Annotated in this window: 20 protein-coding genes; 2 read left to right on the forward strand and 18 right to left on the reverse strand. The window is 41.3% G+C overall.

Annotated elements, in window-relative coordinates:
- Nucleotides 1-35: 35 nt before the first annotated feature.
- From SSAL8618_RS06870 to SSAL8618_RS06925, 12 genes are all read right to left on the reverse strand, one after another.
- Complete coding sequence (locus SSAL8618_RS06870) at nt 36-668, reverse strand: nitroreductase family protein (protein ID WP_021143918.1); 633 nt, start codon at nt 666-668, stop codon at nt 36-38.
- A 90-nt stretch (nt 669-758) separates the two neighbouring features.
- Nucleotides 759-1445 carry a YoaK family protein gene (locus SSAL8618_RS06875; protein ID WP_038676360.1) on the reverse strand — a complete coding sequence of 229 codons (687 nt, stop codon included), beginning with the start codon at nt 1443-1445 and terminating at the stop codon, nt 759-761.
- 144 nt (nt 1446-1589) lie between these two features.
- The gene (locus SSAL8618_RS06880) at nt 1590-1844 is read right to left on the reverse strand and encodes a type II toxin-antitoxin system RelE family toxin (RefSeq protein WP_038676362.1); all 255 of its coding nucleotides are present in this window, start codon (nt 1842-1844) and stop codon (nt 1590-1592) included.
- The gene (gene relB, locus SSAL8618_RS06885) at nt 1834-2049 is read right to left on the reverse strand and encodes a type II toxin-antitoxin system RelB family antitoxin (RefSeq protein ID WP_013990356.1); all 216 of its coding nucleotides are present in this window, start codon (nt 2047-2049) and stop codon (nt 1834-1836) included. Before relB ends, SSAL8618_RS06880 begins: the two co-directional genes overlap by 11 nt.
- A gap of 130 nt (nt 2050-2179) precedes the next feature.
- Complete coding sequence (locus SSAL8618_RS06890; protein WP_038676364.1) at nt 2180-3022, reverse strand: aldo/keto reductase; 843 nt, start codon at nt 3020-3022, stop codon at nt 2180-2182.
- A gap of 134 nt (nt 3023-3156) precedes the next feature.
- Nucleotides 3157-4158, reverse strand: a complete 1002-nt coding sequence (gene galE, locus SSAL8618_RS06895) for a UDP-glucose 4-epimerase GalE (protein ID WP_038676367.1) — start codon at nt 4156-4158, stop codon at nt 3157-3159.
- Nucleotides 4159-4269: 111 nt separating this feature from the next.
- Nucleotides 4270-5880: a glucan 1,6-alpha-glucosidase DexB gene (gene dexB, locus SSAL8618_RS06900; protein WP_038676369.1), complete on the reverse strand. Its 1611-nt coding sequence runs from the start codon at nt 5878-5880 to the stop codon at nt 4270-4272.
- A gap of 232 nt (nt 5881-6112) precedes the next feature.
- Nucleotides 6113-7417, reverse strand: coding sequence for a sensor histidine kinase (locus tag SSAL8618_RS06905; protein WP_038676371.1), 1305 nt, complete (start codon nt 7415-7417; stop codon nt 6113-6115).
- Nucleotides 7414-8067, reverse strand: coding sequence for a response regulator transcription factor (locus tag SSAL8618_RS06910; RefSeq protein ID WP_022496776.1), 654 nt, complete (start codon nt 8065-8067; stop codon nt 7414-7416). The genes SSAL8618_RS06905 and SSAL8618_RS06910 overlap by 4 nt, the downstream gene beginning before the upstream one ends.
- A 71-nt stretch (nt 8068-8138) precedes the next feature.
- Entirely contained in the window at nt 8139-9515 is a 1377-nt protein-coding gene (locus tag SSAL8618_RS06915) for an ABC transporter permease (RefSeq protein WP_022496777.1), read from the reverse strand.
- A gap of 13 nt (nt 9516-9528) precedes the next feature.
- On the reverse strand, nt 9529-10161 hold the full coding sequence (locus SSAL8618_RS06920) for an ABC transporter ATP-binding protein (protein WP_014632914.1): 633 nt from the start codon (nt 10159-10161) through the stop codon (nt 9529-9531).
- Nucleotides 10162-10176: 15 nt separating this feature from the next.
- The gene (locus SSAL8618_RS06925; protein ID WP_022496778.1) at nt 10177-11436 is read right to left on the reverse strand and encodes an ABC transporter permease; all 1260 of its coding nucleotides are present in this window, start codon (nt 11434-11436) and stop codon (nt 10177-10179) included.
- Nucleotides 11437-11657: 221 nt separating this feature from the next.
- On the opposite strand from SSAL8618_RS06925, the gene SSAL8618_RS06930 reads away from it, so the two are divergent.
- Nucleotides 11658-13142: a DUF1846 domain-containing protein gene (locus tag SSAL8618_RS06930; protein WP_022496779.1), complete on the forward strand. Its 1485-nt coding sequence runs from the start codon at nt 11658-11660 to the stop codon at nt 13140-13142.
- A 221-nt stretch (nt 13143-13363) separates the two neighbouring features.
- On the opposite strand, the gene SSAL8618_RS06935 is transcribed toward SSAL8618_RS06930, so the two are convergent.
- The 6 genes from SSAL8618_RS06935 to dhaK all read right to left on the reverse strand — a co-directional run bounded on the left by SSAL8618_RS06935 (nt 13364) and on the right by dhaK (nt 18218).
- The gene (locus SSAL8618_RS06935) at nt 13364-13708 is read right to left on the reverse strand and encodes a hypothetical protein (protein ID WP_022496780.1); all 345 of its coding nucleotides are present in this window, start codon (nt 13706-13708) and stop codon (nt 13364-13366) included.
- A gap of 302 nt (nt 13709-14010) precedes the next feature.
- Nucleotides 14011-15102 carry a glycerol dehydrogenase gene (locus SSAL8618_RS06940; RefSeq protein ID WP_021143902.1) on the reverse strand — a complete coding sequence of 364 codons (1092 nt, stop codon included), beginning with the start codon at nt 15100-15102 and terminating at the stop codon, nt 14011-14013.
- Nucleotides 15103-15245: 143 nt separating this feature from the next.
- Nucleotides 15246-16229, reverse strand: a complete 984-nt coding sequence (locus tag SSAL8618_RS06945; RefSeq protein ID WP_022496781.1) for a Gfo/Idh/MocA family protein — start codon at nt 16227-16229, stop codon at nt 15246-15248.
- A 14-nt stretch (nt 16230-16243) separates the two neighbouring features.
- Nucleotides 16244-16618 (reverse strand): dihydroxyacetone kinase phosphoryl donor subunit DhaM, encoded by a 375-nt coding sequence (gene dhaM / locus SSAL8618_RS06950; protein WP_013990335.1) that lies wholly within the window; start codon nt 16616-16618, stop codon nt 16244-16246.
- A 3-nt stretch (nt 16619-16621) separates the two neighbouring features.
- A complete protein-coding gene (gene dhaL, locus SSAL8618_RS06955; RefSeq protein WP_038676375.1) occupies nt 16622-17197 on the reverse strand; it encodes a dihydroxyacetone kinase subunit DhaL in 576 nt (191 codons plus the stop codon).
- Between the two features lie 31 nt (nt 17198-17228).
- Nucleotides 17229-18218 (reverse strand): dihydroxyacetone kinase subunit DhaK, encoded by a 990-nt coding sequence (dhaK, locus tag SSAL8618_RS06960; RefSeq protein ID WP_022496782.1) that lies wholly within the window; start codon nt 18216-18218, stop codon nt 17229-17231.
- Between the two features lie 326 nt (nt 18219-18544).
- Here dhaK and SSAL8618_RS06965 point away from each other — a divergent pair, with 326 nt between their 5' ends.
- On the forward strand, nt 18545-19810 hold the full coding sequence (locus SSAL8618_RS06965) for a threonine/serine exporter family protein (RefSeq protein WP_038676377.1): 1266 nt from the start codon (nt 18545-18547) through the stop codon (nt 19808-19810).
- The last annotated feature ends 253 nt before the right edge of the window (nt 19811-20063 follow it).

Below are 20063 nucleotides of genomic sequence, written 5' to 3' on the forward strand. Positions count from 1 at the left end.
AGTCTCCACTTCCGAGACCTATGGTCGATTATTTATTAAGCAAAAGTTGTCACATCAGAGGCATCCAGACGAACAGACTCAAAGCCTTCTTCATTGGCTTTCCCAAGAGCAATGAGCAAAACTGGTACATGACGGTCTTCATCAAGGCCAAATGCTTTGGCAAGGCCCTCTTTTTTATAGCCACCGATGGCGTTGGTATCATAGCCGTATGAACGTGCAACCAACATCAACTGCATAGCAGCAAGGCTGGCATCGATATGGACAATTTCATTCATCATTTCTCGAGGAGCATTTTCATACATTGGCACAATGCTTGACAGTTGTTTTTCTTTGACCTCTTCAGGCATTTTTCCTTGAGCAACAGCCTTACCGTAGATATCTTCTGCTCTTTCTTGGCTCTTCAAATCGGCAAAAATAAGGACCATGGCTGATGATGTTTCATTTTGCACACCATTGTAGCTGACGAAAGGTTTCAATTTTTCTTTACCTTCTTCGCTATCAACGACCACAAAACGCCAAGGTTGCATGTTCACTGATGATGGTGCTGTAACAGTTTTATCCAAGATTTCCAACAATTCTTCTCGCGGAATCTTAACAGATGGATCAAAGTTACGAATGGAACGACGGTTATATACAATATCTGAAAAATCATTGCTTACTACAGGCATCTTATGTCTCCTTTTTTTGATTAAATGAAAATAATATAATCAAAATTATAACACAAGACAATTGTTATCAAAAATATTTGCTACAGACGACTAAAGATTAGTCTCCTTGAGTCCTAAGCGTTTCACTTCAGAGGAATAGTAAACCATGATGGTAATGAGACTGAGTGTGATTAGCCAGATTGACCAAATGTGGATAAAATGCATCAGAACGGCTGCGACAATAGCACCGACGACAAAGCTGCCTACAACAAAGCTATAATTGACAGCCTGACGACGATATTCTCTCTGATCACCACTTCCCTGAATGGCATAATAGAGGGCCGTTAACATCCTTCGATAATTTCCTGAGGTCATAAATATCACGAAGGGATGATTCTCAATCTGACTGCCAGTAAAAGTCTTCATCATGATACCTGCAGAAAAAGCGATAATCGGGAGCTCAATCAAGGCATTTGAAGGTAGAAAAGGCAGGATAGCTGTCATCACAAAAAGTGGAAGCAGACCATAAACTCGCCAATAGGCATTCTTACGCTGGTCTTTAAACCACATGCCAAAAAGAAAGCCTAAAGAAAAGAATAAGATTGAAAAGCAACGCAACAAGTTATAGTACATACTACTGTTCCGCCAGTCAGCGACCAAGAGAAGGATATTCCCAGTCTGTGTAGCAACCAAACTATGATAGTACATATGACAAAAGACATCCAAAGCCCCTCCCGAGAAACTCAACAAATTAGCCATCAGACGCGTATTTTGAGGAAGAAGGTTCCGCGATTCCATAGCATAACTTCCCTTCTAATAATAATTGATATGATAGCCTTATTATAGCAAATTCGGGCACACACAGTATAAAAAAGCAACCCTAACGAGTTGCTTCTATCCTATTAAAAATTAACGGCATAGGGGTCATCCTGAGTTTTGATGCTAATAGATATCACGTCTATGACCAACTTCGAGAGCAAGTATGATTAGTTCATTGTCCTGAATATTGACAATAACACGATAGGCACCTATACGATAGCGCCATTGTCCAGTTCGATTGGCAACCAATGCCTTACCCTTAGCTCTTGGATTATCTGTGATACGATTGAGATAAGACTTAATTTGTTTCCTGACAAAAGGATCCAACTTTTTAAAACTTTTGGCAAATTTAGGGGTTGGTACTATCTTATAGGTCATCCCAATTTAGCACCTCCCCACCGTTTTCAAGATAGTCTTCATATTCTGCTAAGGCCAAATCGGCTACTCTAGCATCGTATTCATCCTCAATGGCGTCTAAAGTCTTGGTACGAATTAATTCTGACAAGGATACGCCTTCAAATTTCGCAATTGCCTGCATGAACTTCTTATCTGCTTCTGAAACCTTCAATGTAATTGTTGTCATATCCTTAACCTCGTTCTCTTTTGTAACACCATTGTATTACCACTCCTTCTTTTTGTCAATTTTGATAATAGGTTCATACTCTTATTCGTAAAACAATAAAAAACAACCCTCACGAGTTGCTTCTATCCTATTAAAAGTTAACTGTGTCAGGATCATCCTGAGTCTTGATGCCTTGAATCTTATCCAAGACTGCCATATCTTCTTCTGACAAATCAAAGTCAAAGATATCTAAGTTGGCTTCAATATTTTTTGGTGTCACTGACTTAGGTAGTGGTAAGAAACCTTTTTGAAGGCTCCAACGAAGGGCGACTTGTGCAACAGATTTTCCGTTACGTTCAGCCACTGCTTCAACGTCTTCATTTCCAAAAATGCTACCAGTACCTAGTGGACTGTAGGCTTCAAGAAGAATATCACGCTCTTGGCAATAGGCAACCAAATCTTCTTGGGCACAACCTGGAGCCAGAAGAATTTGATTGACATGTGGCACAATTTCAGCCGTTTCAAGGAGAGCATCAAGGTGATGCTGCATAAAGTTAGACACACCGATAGCACGCACCTTACCATCTTTGTAGGCTTCTTCCATTGCCTTCCAAGCACCTGCATTGCCAACCTTCCAAGCATCATTCTCACGAAGAGCCTTTGGATTAGGCCAGTGGATGAGCAAAAGATCCAAATAATCCACACCTAATCTTTCGAGTGACTCGTCGATAGAGGCTTTAGCCAATTCGTAATCATGCTTGTCATTCCAAAGTTTTGTTGTGAGGAAAATATCCTCACGCGCCACATCACTATCAGCAATCGCCTTACCTACAGAAACCTCGTTACCATAGATTTGAGCTGTATCAATATGTGTGTAACCAACCTTAAGTGCGAAACTAACGCTGTTATAAGCTTCTTCCCCTTCTGGAATCTGCCAAGTCCCAAAACCAATTTTAGGAATCGTAACGCCATTTGAAAGTGTATATGTTTCCATCCTGTTCTCCTTTTCAATTTGTAACAGAATTATCTTAAAGGATATAAAATAAAAATGCAAAGATTTGCTACGATGTGTAGGAAAAAACTCCAAGTGGTAGTTTGTGACCAGATGGAGCTTTCTATCCCTTATAATTAATCTCTATCATCATAGCCTTTTGGATGACTTGAATGCCATGCCCAGGCACTTTCGATGATTTTTTCGATGTTGTCAAATTGTGGTTTCCAACCTAGTACCGTACGAGCCTTTTCAGAGGATGCAATCAATGTATCTGGGTCACCAGGACGACGATCAGCCTTTTCAGCTGGGATCTCCTTACCTGTTACCTTACGAGCTGCTTCAAGGATTTGGAGGTTTGAAAATCCAGTTGAAGAACCGAGGTTGAAGGCTGTAGATTCATTTCCTTTACGAAGATATTCAACAGCAAGGAGGTGAGCATCAGCCAAGTCAAATGGGTGAACATAGTCACGAACATTTGTACCATCTGGAGTGTTGTAGTCATCTCCAAAAATCATGATTTTCTCACGAACACCTTGAGCTACTTGAAGGATAATTGGAAGAAGGTGAGTTTCTGGACCATGATCCTCACCAATCGAACCATCAGGTTTGGCACCCGCCACATTAAAGTAACGAAGAGGAACATACTTGATGCCGTAGGCTTGGTCTGACCACTTCATGATGGTTTCCATCATAAGCTTACTTTCACCGTAAGGATTGATTGGGTTTTGTGGTGTGGTTTCAAGGATTGGAATTTCCTCAGGAATACCATAAGTCGCAGCTGTTGATGAGAAGACAATGTATTTGACACCACATTCGTTCATGACCTCAAGCAACTTCACCATACCAGCAGTGTTATTATCAAAATACTTAAGTGGCTTTTCCATAGACTCAGCCACAAGTGAGTAGGCCGCAAAATGAATAACCGCATCGATATCAGGATTTTCCTTGAAGACTTTACGCATAAAGTTCTGATCTGCCAAATCCCCCTCGTAGAATACAGCGTCTGCATGGACTGCCGAACGGTGACCCGTCACCAAGTTATCCACGACAACAACTTTTTCTTGGCCTGCTTCAACCAAACGGTCCACCATGTGAGAACCGATGTAACCAGCCCCACCTAAAACTAAGATTGCCATAAAATTTACCTTTTTCTTATTTTTCTATTATTATAACATAATTCTAGTCTATGAGACTAACTTGATTATAGATTAAAAAGAGGTCGTCAACCGTGGGTTGACAACCACTTTTTATCTCACCTTCACACAAAGGGCATCCCAGGCTTGGAGCTTGCTTTGTTCTGCAATTGATTTCAGTTCGGTATTTGCGATGATAACTTCAATACCATCAAAATCATAATAAAAGTCTTGTTCTTGGTCTGATAGATTAACTACAACTAGATAGCTGCTATCTTGAGTCTTACGGATATAGGCAAAGACCTTATCGGCAGTTTCCAAGAGTTCAAAGTTAGCATCAATCAACCAATCCTGTGTTTTGCGAAGCTCAACCAGTTTCTGATAGGTATAAAAAATTGAATCTGGATTTTCTAGAGCTGATTTAACATTTATGTCCTTATAGTTTGGATTAACAGGTAACCAAGTCTTATCCGCTGTGCTAAATCCAGCATTTTTAGACTCATCCCATTGCATTGGTGTTCGAGCATTATCACGACCCACCTGACAGATTTGGTCCATGATAACTTCTAGCGATACTCCTTTTTCGAGAGTTTCTTTGGCATAGTTGAGAGATTCAATGTCATTCAATTCTTCCAAAGTTCTAAAAGGATAATTGGTCATGCCGATTTCTTCACCTTGATAAATGTAAGGTGTGCCCCTCATGAGATGAAGGAGGATAGCTAAGGCCTTGGCTGACTTCTCACGATAGACACCAGTATCTCCCCACATTGAAAGAATACGAGGCAGATCATGATTATTCCAGAAAAGTGAGTTCCACCCTTGTCCCAACTCTAACTCGGTTTGCCACTTATTAAAAATAGTCTTAAGTGCTGAAACATCCAACTCTTTCTCATACTCCCATTTAGGACTATCTGGCTTATGCTGAAGTCCAATATGTTCAAACTGGAAAACCATGGAAAGTTCTTGATTATCTGGATTTGAATACTGTTTAGCAATTTCAGGGGTTGCTCCCCAGGTTTCTCCAACGGTTAAAAGATCATGCTTTCCAAAGCTCGCCTGGTTCATCTCCTTAATATAATCGTGAAGTTTTGGACCGTTTGTATCAATCAGTTGATCTGGAATCTTACCAATCATATCAATCACATCCATGCGAAAACCGCCGATTCCCTTATCAATCCAGAAATTCATCATATCATGAATTTTCTTGCGCAACTGTGGATTTTCCCAGTTGAGATCTGGCTGTTTCTTACTAAAGAAATGCAGATAATATTGACCTGAGGTCTCATCATATTCCCAAGCGGATCCACTAAAGATAGATACCAACTCATTAGGCTCGTCTCGCCAGATATAGAAATCTCGTTCAGGACTTTCTGGATTGTCACGCGCTTCGATAAACCAAGCATGCTCATCAGAAGTATGGTTCACCACCAGATCCATGATAATTTGAATATCACGCTTTTTGGCTTCCGCCAAAAGTTCATCCATGTCATTCATGTCTCCAAAAATATCCGCAATAGACTCATAGTTAGCAATGTCATAACCATTGTCATCCATAGGACTATCATAAACAGGGGAAAGCCAAAGAGCTGTAATCCCGAGTTTTTGAAGATAATCTAGTTTACTGGTAATCCCCTTGAGGTCACCGATTCCATCACCGTTGGAATCCATAAACGACTTGGGGTAAATTTGATAAATTGTAGCCTTGTGCCACCAATATTTTTGCATAATTCTACTCCTTGTTTTTATTATCATCATGAGTCTGATGGTTCTATTTTACGTTTTTCTAGAAGTAATGCAAGCGTTTTCTCTCGTTGTTTAAAACATTTCAATGAGCTATACTCCAGACTCCTTAAATTTTTGGTAATGTTGAAAAACAATAGAGTTGAAATGTAAGGTTAGCCTTTGATTATTTTAACAATACAAAAAAAACGATAGTTAATACCTTAACCATCGCTTTTTACTTTTTGGGCAAGACCATAACAAAGCGCCTCCCCGTAGAACTTTCCTCAAATCTATAGCTAAGTTCCTCATGCTCTAGAAGGTATTTAACCACAAAAAGGCCTAATCCTCCTTCTTTCTTAGACTGAACTTTAGTTGGAGTATTTTCTTTAGATACAATCGTATTTTCAATGACAAAATCAGTTCCTTCATTTTCTAAACCTATTCGAATTACTCCACCCTTATCAGAATGCTTGACGGCATTACTGATGATATTTGAGAGAACCAATTTCAAAATAGCTAAATTCATGAAAATACTAGTTGCTGGAAGATAATTTTCAATTGATAGGGAGCGAGTCTCAACCAACACTTGATTTTGATTGAGTATGCGATTTACCACATCATCTAACTGGATCCACTCCTTATCACCACCTAATTCTTGAACAGAAGACAGGGACAGGATTTCTAGGACGATCTGGTTCATCTCATCGACGATATCGAGGGAGACCGACAGGTAGCGGTCCCGATCCTTGTAGCGGCCGATCTTATCCCGCATATTTTCAAGGATAATCTTCAAGCTGGCTAGAGGCGTCTTGAGCTCATGTGAGGCTCCACGTAGGAATTCGACCTTCATCTGCTCCAACTTCAGATTTTCTTGTTTTTGCTGCTCTAGATTGTCGATCACTTCTAGAAGATGGTGATAGAGGTCGTTGATCTGTTGCTTAAGAACACCGATCTCATCCTGTGAATGAATGGGAAGACTAGCTGTCCGATCCAAGCGCTTCATCCGCTTGGTCATCTGCTTGATCTCAAGGATCGGAGCAGAAATCAGGCGGGCATAGAGATAAGAGGCAAGCAGTGACAGGACAAAGGAAGCCAGAAGACTATAGGGAAGGAAGCCCAAACTGATGTCCCGCGCTTCCTTTTGGGAATCGACAGTTGCTAAGAATTGCAAGGTCAAGTCCTTCCCCTCTTTGGTCTCAATCTTTCGCTCTTCAATGACCAAGGAATTGTTCTGGCTGTTAGGGTTCAGGAGCAAGTCATCCTTGACCTCTAGGGCATTTTGTTTTTCCTTGCCCTTAATTGAGACCTTGATATCATTGGTCTTGGAATAAAGGTCGATGACCGACTCAATGGTCCCTTCTTCCTGACCTTGGAAACTCTTAGCCAGGGCCTCGGATTTCTTCAAAATCGTCTGGCGCTGGGACTCGATATAGGTCGACGGGAAAATAAAGTAAACCGAAGCATGTAGAAGGATGACTAAGCCACTAAAAAGGGCAAAGGTGATCAGAAAGATCTTTGCAAAGATACTCCGTTTGGTCATGGTCTCTCCAATTTATAGCCGACATTGCGTACCGTAACGATACAGTCCAGCTCTAGTTTTTTTCGTAGTTCCTTGATATAGACATCGATCACCCGGTCAAAAGGTATCTCCTCCGTCTCCTTCCAGACGGCATCAAGGATCTGAGATCGGGTCCGGGCCTTGCCTTCATGCTGAAGCAGGTATTCCAAGATTTCCAACTCCTTGGCGTTCATGGAAATAGCCTGCCCAGCTAGGCTGGCGGTGTAACTCTCAAAATCCACCCGCACATCTCCATATGTGAAAACCCGGGAAGGTTGGAACTTTTTAAAAATAGCTTCGATACGGACTCTCAATAGAGACAAGGAGAAGGGCTTTTCCAGATACCCATCTGCCAACTCTCCAAAGGCTGTCAACTTATAGTCCTCGTCATGGAAGGCCGTCAGCATCAAAACAGGGACCGAGCTGGTCTTCCGGATGGTCTTGAGGACTTCCAGGCCATTGAGGATTGGGAGCTGGATATCCAGCAAGACAAGATCTGGCATCTCCCTGTAAAAGAGGCCCAGGGCCTCATGGCCATCACCTGCTTCAAAGACCTCATGGCCACATTCCATGAGATAGTCGCTCATCCCTTCGCGAATCAGGACTTCATCTTCTACGATTAGTATCTTCATACATTATCCTTTTAATCTATATATGGTCTCTTTCTTCCATTATACCGTTTTTTATAGGTGCAGCAAACTTATCATTCAACATCAACTAAGAGGTCCTTGGGTTTCTTGTGAAGAAGCCAGCGAGAAGAAATCAAGGATACCAAGCTTAAAATAAATCCACCGACTAGAATGACTACCAAAAGTTGCTTAGGTTGGACTGTCATGTGAATCTGAGTCAGAGTCTTACTGAAGCTCTCTGCCTCAGCCCCTCCACCGAGATTTGCAGCTAGAGATTCTTTTGTCATTTGCTTATTGATACCTTCCGTAACATTGGAAAGGACTGTTTTACCAACTTTTTCGGCAAAGAAACTCGCTAAACCATATGATAAAAGAAAGGCTGGTAAGGCAATCATCAGTAATTCCATTAAAAATTGACCCGCAACCTGTGTCTTTTTAAGTCCCAAGGCCAAAAAGATACCAACTTCTCTACGACGAGCATTTAACCATAAAATCAACAAAAGGGTTAGCAATAAACTTGTAAAAATGAGACTTCCAATAAACATACGATTTGCCACACGATACATCCCAAGAATAGATTCCTGTAAAGCAGGGTAGTTTGATGAACTCTTAACAAGATCGTAGAGGGTCCAGTTAATGTCCAACTTTTGAATCTTTGCTATCAAGGAATCAAGATTTTGATCACCTTTAGCAAAGAAAGTGGCATCCTCATAAGTGGCAGTTTCTACCGTATTTCCATAGAGTTTTGCAGCTGTGTCTAGATCAGTGATGAGGGTGTTTTCATACAACTCCTGAGCGTAGGTAACGGCTGCTTGATTTTGACCAGAAAATAAACCTTTGATAGTCACTTCTACTGTTTCATCAGCCCTTTTTTCGTTATCAGCATCATAGAGATTAGATTTAAGCTTTACTTTATCTCCTACATTAAGACCATTCTTTTTAGCTAAACCTTCGTGCATCAAGATTTGATTATGGTCCTTATCGGTTAGATGTTCTCCTTCAACTAGTTTATAAGCACCTGAAACAAATTTATCTTCTTTTGATGAGTCATTGACTCCTGTCAACATCAAGGTAGACTTAAAATTTTTAGCACGTTCTGGCGATTGATTTTGTAGCGTTTGCTCTGTTTCAATAATCTCATAATCTAGTAAATCACCAATACCATTTATCCGTTTAATAGTCGAAACAATTCCTTTAGTCTCACTAATCTTTTTAATATCTTCTCCCTTAAGATTTCCAGCCCCTCGAGGAGTTCCAGGATTCGTGTTACGATTAATCTGCATTGAAAAACTATTGGTAATTGCCCCTAGACTCTTTGATGCAGCTTCTTGGGTTGCACTTCGCATAGCAAGTCCTAACAAACTAAGAGTACTCATCAAAAGAATAATAGTTAACAGTAATAGTGACTTTGACCATTTTCGTGTAATATATGCAAAAGCGTTTCGAAACATAAGAGTCCTTTCTTTATTTTTTCTTTTCTATGAGTTGTTTCTTCTTCAACTCTAAAACAACATCAGATGCCTGAGCAACTTCCTTACTGTGCGTGACAACTATAACACATTTTTGGCGATCTAAGGCCATTCTTTTAAGGATAGCAATAATATCCTTGGCAGTTTCGTCGTCTAGATTTCCTGTCGGTTCATCTGCTAAGATAATCGGAGCCTCTGAAACCAAAGCCCGTGCAATAGCTACGCGTTGTTGTTGCCCACCTGAAAGTTGTAGGACATTTCGATTAATTTGTTTTTCATCTAATCCCAATTCAGAAAGTATCTTCTTATCAGCATTTTTATTAACAAGTCGTACATTTTCTAAAGGTGTAAGATAATCAATGAGATTGTAATTTTGAAAAACAAGCGCAACATGGTGTCTACGATGATAACTAGAGCTTTTTTTCTTGATATTTTCTCCGTTAAACAAGACCTGCCCCTTCTTGGGATAATCAAGACCTGCCAAAAGGGAAAGTAAGGTCGTTTTTCCCGCTCCAGATTGCCCAATAATACTATAAAATTTACCTTTCTCGAAACGATAATTCACCTTCGAGAAGATAGCTTCACTTTTATTTTGATAACTATACGTAACATCTTTGAGTTCTAACATAGTGTTCCTTTCTCCTTAACTCATATTAGATAAGATTTCTTTTGGAGTTTTGCGCCAAATGAGACCTGTTGTCACACCGAGCGATAATATTACCAAGACTAGAAGACATAGATAAGATAGCCCTAAAGGTAGTCCCTGAGGAATTTGATCTAATAACTGAAGAGCCTGCTGCTGTCCTTGCTGTCCTATAAATTCTTGCAAAAACAGTCGACTTAGTAGTCGTCCAATAGCAAGGGCTGGTAGCAAAGACATAAGGGACACCAACAATATCTCCATAAGAAATTGAGCAAAAATGCGTCCCTTGCTCTTCCCAATTGCTAAAAGAATACCTATCTCATGATTTCTCTCACGCGTCCATAGTGCCATTAAAAACGAGAGGATACCTGCTCCTGTAACAATTAAACTAATCATCATCGTTCTGACGATTCCTTGTAGCGCTTGAGACGATTCCTTCAAGGAGTCAAAAGCTTTTCGGTCCTCGTCCAAACGTAGACGATACCAATCGATATCTAATTGTTTCACTTGTTTAATGACTTGGTCGATTCTATCTGGATTCTTAATACCAAAGGATAATTTTGTCACTAACTTATCAGTCAAATTAAGCAACTGGCTAGAGTCCTCATAATGGAGGAAGACTTGATTTTCACTTAAATCTGAGGACATTCCAGTAAATGTCTCCTCCTTCTTGCCAGAAAAAATACCAACGATATCAAAGCTCATTTTCTTAGCTCTATTTTCAGTCACCTGAAAATTGGACAAGGTCAGCTTGTCTCCGACGCTTAGCTTATTTTTTCTAGCAAGCGATTCATGAATCATAATTTGACCTTTAGCAGATAAGTACTTTCCCTTAAGGAGTTGAAAAGCACCACTCCTAAAATCAACACTTTGCCCTGTTCCCTTAGTGAAAGTGGCTCCCAAGGCTTGATTAGCCTCATTATCAAGGTCATCACGTTTCACCGTTTGTTTTCCTGTAACAACCTTCTTATCGATTAGTCGTACTGGGCTTATATATTCAGGTATCGTTGTCATCACATCAGATAGATGACTAATCTTTTCCCCCTCTTTCCAGGAAAATGCACTGCCTCTTTCTTTACTTACCAGAGCAAAACTTGCCCCACTTGACTTCCTGATTTGTGCTTTCATTCCTCCACCAACTTGCATAAGAGAAAAACAAAAATACAAGCAAGATAATATCAAAAATAAAATGAGAAAAAGGATAAAATTCCGAGTTTTTTTGCGAAAAATATAAGCAGTTGCCTGTTGTAAGAGAACCATCTTCCACCTCCATTTAAGACATTAGCCCTCAGCTATACCAAAGATAAGTGAGGATGCTTTAATTTCTTATTCTAATTATAGACGACAAATGTGAAACCTTTATGAAATTAAATATTCTAATCATGATTGACTTTAAACTCTTTTTCTCCAATAAATCGACTTTCGCTAATAGCATTTACCTTCGGCATTTGATATAATTTTTCTCAGAGGTATTTTTATTTATGAAGAAACAAGCTTTTAGTTCTGAACAGTATTTGAATCTGCAACGCGACCATATTTTGGAGCGTATTAACCAGTTTGACGGGAAACTCTACTTGGAGTTTGGTGGTAAAATGTTGGAGGATTTCCACGCTGCTCGTGTCCTTCCTGGTTATGAGCCTGACAATAAAATCAAGCTCCTTCAAGAGCTTAAAGATCAGGTTGAAGTGGTTATCGCCATCAATGCTAGCAATATCGAGCACTCTAAGGCTCGTGGTGACCTTGGAATTTCTTACGATCAAGAGGTCCTTCGTCTGATTGATAAATTCAACGAGCTCAATATCTATGTGGGTTCTGTTGTTATTACGCAGTATTCAGGTCAACCTGCGGCTGATGCCTTCCGTAACCAACTGGAAAAAAATGGCATCACGTCTTACATCCACTACCCTATCAAGGGCTATCCAACGGATATGAACCATATCATTTCTCCTGAAGGTATGGGAAAAAATGACTATATCAAGACCAGCCGAAACCTTATCGTTGTTACTGCTCCTGGTCCTGGTTCTGGTAAATTGGCGACATGTATGTCTAACATGTACCACGACCAAATCAATGGCATCAAATCAGGTTATGCAAAATTTGAAACCTTCCCAGTTTGGAATTTGCCACTTCATCACCCAGTCAACTTGGCCTATGAAGCTGCCACTGCCGACCTTGATGATGTCAATATGATTGACCCCTTCCACTTGGAAACTTATGGCAAAACTACGGTAAACTACAACCGTGACATCGAGATTTTCCCAGTCCTTAAACGTATGCTTGAACGCATCCTTGGTGAGTCACCTTACGCTTCACCTACAGATATGGGTGTTAACATGGTTGGTTTTGCCATTACGGATGATGAGGCAGCCAAAGAAGCTTCTAAACAAGAGATTATCCGTCGCTACTATCAAACCGTCCTTGATTTCAAAAATGAACGTGTTCCTGAGACTGCTGTCAAGAAGATTGAGTTGCTCATGAATGATCTTGGTATTACTCCTGAAGATCGCCAAGTGGTCGTTGCAGCACGCGCTAAGGCTGAAGAAACAGGTGGTTCTGCTCTTGCCCTCGAATTGCCAAATGGTCAAATCGTCACTGGTAAGAATTCAGAACTCTTTGGTCCAACTGCAGCTGCTTTGATTAATGCTATCAAGACTTCTGCAGGTATTGATAAGGATACTAAACTTATCGAGCCTGAAGTGGTTAAACCTATCCAAGGTCTGAAAATTGACCATCTGGGTAGCCGTAATCCTCGTCTCCACTCCAACGAAATCCTTATCGCCTTGGCCATTACAGCTGCCAACAATGCGGATGCGGCGCGTGCCATGGAGGAACTTGGTAACCTCAAAGGTTCTGAAGCTCACTCAACAATCATTCTTACCGATGAAGACAAAAATGTTCTTCGTAAGCTCGGTATCAATGTGACCTTCGATCCTTACTATCAATACGACAAATTGTACCGTAAGTAATTCATGATTTAAAACAAGAAAGACCTCAGTTTTACCAACTGGGGTCTTTTAGAAATGACTTTAGATTGAGAAAGAAAAAAGGGAAACTCTATCGAGTTCCCTTTTTGATAACCCACTCTTTCGTCTCGACCCGTTCCCAATGAAAAGGGAGTGGCCTAGCATTATTATGAAAAAGTGAGTTAAAGGTATCAAACAGAGGGCTAAGCCACTCCCGATTCTAATCAGCCTACGATTTCTAACTTGAGAAAAGGTAAGCTAAAAAGCAAAATTATAGTAGATAGGACAGCAACAAGTGGGAGGTAACGACCTCCAACAAGATAAAGTAACAATGGCGCTATCGCTATAAAGCGATTTAGAAAATTGCTAGTAACACGGACAATTTGCCCGTCCTCCACCGTAATGGTGTTAGACTTGTAACCCAATTTTCCGACACTCAAACGAGCTTTTGACGATGGTAGGGAAACGCTCACGTCTTCCACTCCAGAAACGGTCCCCACAAGACTAGTGTCTACGCGAATAGGACTCTTTCTAGCTACCTTGCTCGCTTCAATTGTTATACTAGCCACTAGCCATCTCCTTTTCCTATCTTTCTACTTATAGTATACACTTTTTGAAACGCTTACACAAGGGAAATGACTGTTAAATCAAGATTTCTTGAAAATGTTTTATGTTTTCAAAAGTTCTTAAACCGCTTTGAGGGACTTTGGAAATATTGGTTTTTAAATAGTAAAAAGGGCTCAGTCCTATCTAATACAGAACTGAACCCTTTCCTATAACAATTTGTCTATCATGTAGGGATAAGTGCTTGAGGGGGATAATATTCCTATACGGGAATGGTGGCACTTTCCCTACAAAAGACCAAATTTACTTAGGCTAATCCATGAACATAAGCATCTACAGCAACGATGGCTTGCGCAATATCAGAGGCTTTCACTTCAAATGGCATTTGATGGATAGTTTCTCCTTCAATAGTCGCTTGTTGACCAACCTTGAGAAGATCTTCATAGCTTGCATTTTCAAGATGCATTTCTTTAAGAGTAGTTGGCATGCCAATTTGTTGATAGAAGCGAATGTATTTATCCAAAACTTCTTTTGGACGATTTTCTAAGAACAATTGCACAAGAGTTCCGTAGGCTACTTTTTCACCATGAGTCAAATGGTGAATATCGCCAGTGAGAGCTGTGAAACCATTATGGATGGCATGAGCAGCAGCCAAACCACCACTTTCAAATCCAATACCACTAAGAAGGGTATTAGCTTCAATAATATTTTCCAGGGCAGGCGTTACCACTTTAGCTTCACAAGCGGCCATGGCTTGTAGACCATCTGCAAAAAGAATCTCTTCACAGCGTTCAGCAATGGCAACCCCTGCTAGAGTTTGGTGTTTACCTAGCATAGTTTTTCCGTTGGCTTGCATAACTGCTCGAGCTTCTACCCAAGTTGCTAAGCCATCTGCAATACCAGATGCTAACAAACGTTTTGGTGCTTGAGAGATCACTTTACTATCCACCAAAACCAACTCTGGGTTCTTAGAATAGAAGATATAGCGCTCAAAGGCACCCTCGTCAGTATAGATAACAGACAAAGCTGAAACTGGAGCATCTGTAGATGCGATAGTTGGGGCAATAACAACTGACGATTGTAGAAGGTCTGCAATAGCTTTAGCACTATCGATAGTCTTACCACCACCGAGTCCAATAACTAAATCACAGTCTTCTTCTTTGGCTAGGCTGACCACACGATTAATTTCATTATCCGATGCTTCTCCATTAAAGAAGACTGGTACAACTGTGAGTCCATTTTGAACAAGGTATTCTTCGAAACGTTTACCTACAATATCATAAACTACTGAGTCACATAGTAAAACAGGATGAGTTCCCAATTCTGAAATGGCTTTTGCATTTTCAAATAAGGCATTTTCACCTTGAATGTAACGTGACGGACTTGCAAAATTTCTCATGTCTTTCTCCTTTGACATAAATGTATTTATATAGAATCGGTTAAATGGACCTATTCCTATCTTATGCAGGGCTATATCCTTTTAAGAGACTGTCTATCTTTTGTAGTCAGTACATTATACTGGTCTTGTTTATCATCTAATCGCTACTCTTCTTCTGGGTAGACCAAGCCCCAATCTTTGCGGAGTTGAGTCATAAGTTCCATGACATCTCGGCTATAGTTCAGATAAAGATGATTTTCCCTTCCTGAGACGGCTGCTTCCATGTCTAGGACTTCATACTGGAGGGCTTTGGCGGTTTCTCCGGCCTCGATGACTTCTTGTGAGCCATCTTCTGTATAGGTGATGACTGCCTTTTGCCCACGTGGGTATTCGTAAAGCTCGATATAGCCCTTGTCATAAGCGATGGTGCCACGTTTAGGTTGTTTAGCATGAAGACTTAGCGTCACCGTCGCCATCTCCCCTTCTGCATTGGTAAGAAGAATGCCCGCTTGCTCATCAACGCCAGTCGGAGCTAATTTGACCTGTGAAACTATCTCTGTCGGTTGTGAGGTCATAAACCAACGCACGAAGGATAGGGCATAGACACCGATATCAAGTAGGGCACCACCAGCTAGATTACGATTGAAAAAGCGGTTGGTCATGTCATATTCTTTGTAAGAACCGAAGTTCATCTGGATGACCTTGAGAGGCCCTAGCTTACCACTTTCCACGATTTCAGATAGTTTTCGATAGATAGGCATATGGAAAATAGTCATGGCTTCTGCCAGTTTGACATGATTTTCTTCGGCGAGCTGGATAGCTTCTGCCAATTCCTCACTATTTAAGGTGATAGATTTTTCACAGAGGACGTGTTTACCTGCTGCAAGTGCCTTGCGAAGAAAATTGATATGCGTATTGTGAGGCGTTGAAATGTAGATAATATCCACTTCAGGATCTTTAAACACTTCATCAATCTCTTTATAAACCTTTTCAATACCATATGTCTCAGCAAAGGCCACCCCCTTATCATAGGTACGATTTGCAACGGAATAGAGTTTACCACCTAGAGCCTCTAAAGCCTGTGCCAATTCGTTGGCAATAACGCCAGTTCCAAGACTAGCCCATTTATACTTAATTTGATTTGTCATAGTTTTCCTTTATTCTATTTTTGAATGGTTAATTCATTTATCTGTGATAAGATTTCAACTTCACTCGCTCCTGCCTGAAGCAAGGCTGATGCCGCATAGGCCCCCTCAATGAGAGGTACCTGCTGAATAAGGATTTCCTTGTCTGAAAATTCTTCAACCATCTCCAAATTCATGCGAGCACTGCCCAGATCATAAAAGGCCAAGAGACGGTTAGCAGGCTGACTATCCACTGCTACTTGAACATGGTCAAAACTAGAACCCAAGCCACCATCTTCAAGACCACCTGTAGCCGTCAGAGGAATATCTGGCGCAACTTCACGAATCAGACTCACCAAACCTTTAGCAATATCAGCGGAGTGGGATACAATCACAATTCCAAGTTCTGGCATATCCTAGCCCTCCGCTTCTAGCAAGGCCTTGAAGAGTAGGCCAGATGAATAGGAACCTGGGTCGATGTGACCAATTGAACGCTCACCGACATAAGAGGCACGCCCCTTTGTAGCCGCAACTTCCTTGGTTGAAAGAACAGCTTGATCAATGACATCAATGGTGAGTTGGCCTTGTTTGACAGCTTCAACAACTGGATGCCAAACATCCACCATGGTCTTTTCACCGGCTTCTACATGGCCACGTTTTTTAATCATCTCGAGACCTGCCTCAAGCACACCTGCCAAATCCTGACCAGCTTGTTCAGCCTTCATCATGCCCATAAAGGCAGACCCATAAAGCGGACCTGAGGCACCACCAACCTTACTAATCAAGGCCATTGACACCGCCTTAAAAACCTCTGCTGCACTTTTTGGTTCAGTAGTGTTAATAGCCTCAATAGCTGCCGCCATACCACGCGCCAAGTTAGAACCATGATCACCATCTCCAATAGGACTATCTAATTCAGACAAGTGGTCTTTTTCTGCTTCAACTTTTTGGTCAAAGTCTTGCATCCATTTTACTGCAACTGTTTTATCCATAATATACCTAATTTCTAGTTCTCACGTCAGACTACCAAGCAATAGTCTTAACTGGACTCTCCAAAGCCTTAAGCCAAGCCTCATCTTCAATCTTCATGAGCGTCAATGAGAGACCTGACATATCAATAGATGTCATGTAATTACCTAACTTTTTATATGCTATATCTAGTCCGGCATCTCCAAGAATACTTGCTACATCATTAGCAAAGACATACTGCTCCATGAGTGGTGTCGCACCCATACCATTGATGAGAAGGGCATAGCGTTCGCCTGACTTAGCCTCAAAGGCTTCAAGGAGCTTCCCTGTCAATTCTTCAGCTAACTGTCGAGAAGGTTGCATAGACTCCTTGCGATAGCCTGGTTCACCATGGATACCAATACCGTACTCTATTTCATCCTCTGCTAGGACAAAACCAGGCTTGCCGACCTCAGGAACTGTCGCACCGCTGAGGGCCAAACCAATAGTGTGGATATTAGGAACAATCTTGTCAGCCAAGTCTTTGATTTCAGCCAGAGACTTACCTTCGCGAGCCGCATGACCTAGGATCTTATGCACGAAAATGGTACCTGCAACCCCACGACGACCTTGAGTATAGAGGCTATCTTCCACAGCAATATCGTCGTCCACAACGACACTGGCAACCTCGATACCTTCCATTTCAGCCAATTCTTGAGCCATCTCAAAATTCATGATGTCCCCAGAATAATTTTTAACAACCATGAAGACACCAGCCCCTTGATCTGCTTCCTTGATAGCTTCCAAAATTTGATCAGGCGTTGGTGACGTAAATACTGCACCTGCGATGGCTGCTGAAAGCATACCATCACCTACAAAACCAGCGTGAGCTGGCTCATGACCACTTCCACCACCAGAAATGAGACCGACCTGACCAGCAGCCTGCTCATTTCTAGCGATGATGTCAAAGCCGTCAACACGATGCACCAAATCACTGTGAACATAAGCCAAACCATCTAGCATCTCTGTCACAACATTTTCAGGTTTATTGATAATTTTTTTCATGGAATTGTCTCCTTTTCAAAGGTATCATCTATTTGCACTTACATTTGTTCCCTTCTTTAATTGCTAAGACCCCTATAAATAAAGGACTTAAACGCTTTTTGAGAAAGGTAGCGTAAAAATATGTAAACGCATACATTTTATAATTTAATTGTAGCATTTGCCTCTACCAATGGCAAGGCAAAAGGCAAGCCCTCCATTTTCCTGCCCCCTATCATTAAGTAGAAGAAAAATCTCATAGAAAGTCCTATTTTAGTCGTCAAAGCTATTGAAAAACCTCCATTCAAGCCTTATAATGGAATGACGAATTAAGCGATAAGGAGGTTCAAATGACCATCGATTTTCCAAGAGAGACAGAAACAGAAACTAAAAACGAAATGGATGCCGTCCTTCAGGCTGGCCGTGTCCTTATGGAGAGCGGTGCTGAGATTTACCGTATTGAAGACACTATGGGACACATGGCCAAGTCTCTTGGTATCAGAGACTTTTCCACTTACGTGGTCAATCGAGGGGTTATGATCTCCGGACTCAACCGCTCAGGTCTTAAGGAGTCTCGTGTCCTAGCTACCTCAGCTCCTTCTATCCATCTGGGAAAACTCGAGGAAGTGAACCGCCTGTCTCGCGAACTGGCAGAGCAGCCAAATCAACCTGTCTCTAGCATTTTCCAAAAGCTGAAAACCATTGAGCAGAAGACTTTCTATCGTCCTTTAGAGGACATTATAGCCTGTGTCATTGGTGCTGGGAGCTTCTCGCTAGCTCTGGGAAGTAGCTGGATTGATGGGACTGCTGCGGCTATATCTGGACTTTTTGTAGGGATTGGTATGCAGCTCTTTTCACGTTTTATTCATACCAGTTTCTTGCAGATTATCCTCTCTAGTGCCATCGCAGCTTTATCAGCCAATGTTCTCTACTATCTAGGAATTGGCCAGCACCGTAGCGTGATTATCCTGGGAACCTTGATGATTTTGATTCCTGGGGCCTACTTTGTTAATGCCATTCGTGAATTCACCCAGAACAACTACTACAGTGGACTGGCCCTAATGCTGTCAGGGGTCTCCACCTGTCTGTCTATCTCTGTCGGTGTTCTTGCCATGATTTCACTTCTACCCTTTGCGGAACAATTATCAGGCATGTTCTCAACACCATCTACCTCATGGCAGGAGGTCTTGATTCAGACCTTCATGGCCGGGCTGGGGACAGCAGCCTTCTCCGTGCTTTACCGAGTACCAAAGAAATACTTCTTAGACCTCGGAACCCTAGGTGCAGGCTCATGGCTCCTCTACCTCTTGATTTGGAACAATACCCATCACGAGGTCTTAGCCATCCTCTTCCCTGCCCTACTGGTCACATTCACCTCACGCTTTTTGGCCCACTACCGTAGATGTCCAGCTACAGTCTTCCTAGCCTCAAGCATGTTCCCACTCATCCCCGGGATGAGCTTCTACCGTGCGGTCTACTTCCTCTTGATTGGAAATTCAGACCTAGGACTCAGCTTCCTACGGGCTTGTTTCCTAGCTTCATTTACCATCGCCATCGCCGTCAGTTTGACACAACAAATCCCTAGCCGCTATTTTGTACTAGGGAAGAAGAAATAAATTGTTAAAAGCCATTGGTTTTGTATGCCAGTGGCTTTTTTGGTGGCGTTCTAAAATCAGTGGATAGCATATTATGAATATCAAAAATACCCTACTCAAGGATCTATCCGCTGCTAACTTAAAGCAAATACATCATTAACTCTCTTTAATGAAAGTTTATCATTCATATACTATCAGTTTTGTTTAGAGTAGAGTTGGAAAGAGTTTATACAAAAATAAAAACGCTTACACAATTCTTTGATTTTATTAAAAT

The sequence above is a fragment of the Streptococcus salivarius genome, assembly GCF_000785515.1.
Lineage (GTDB): Bacteria > Bacillota > Bacilli > Lactobacillales > Streptococcaceae > Streptococcus > Streptococcus salivarius.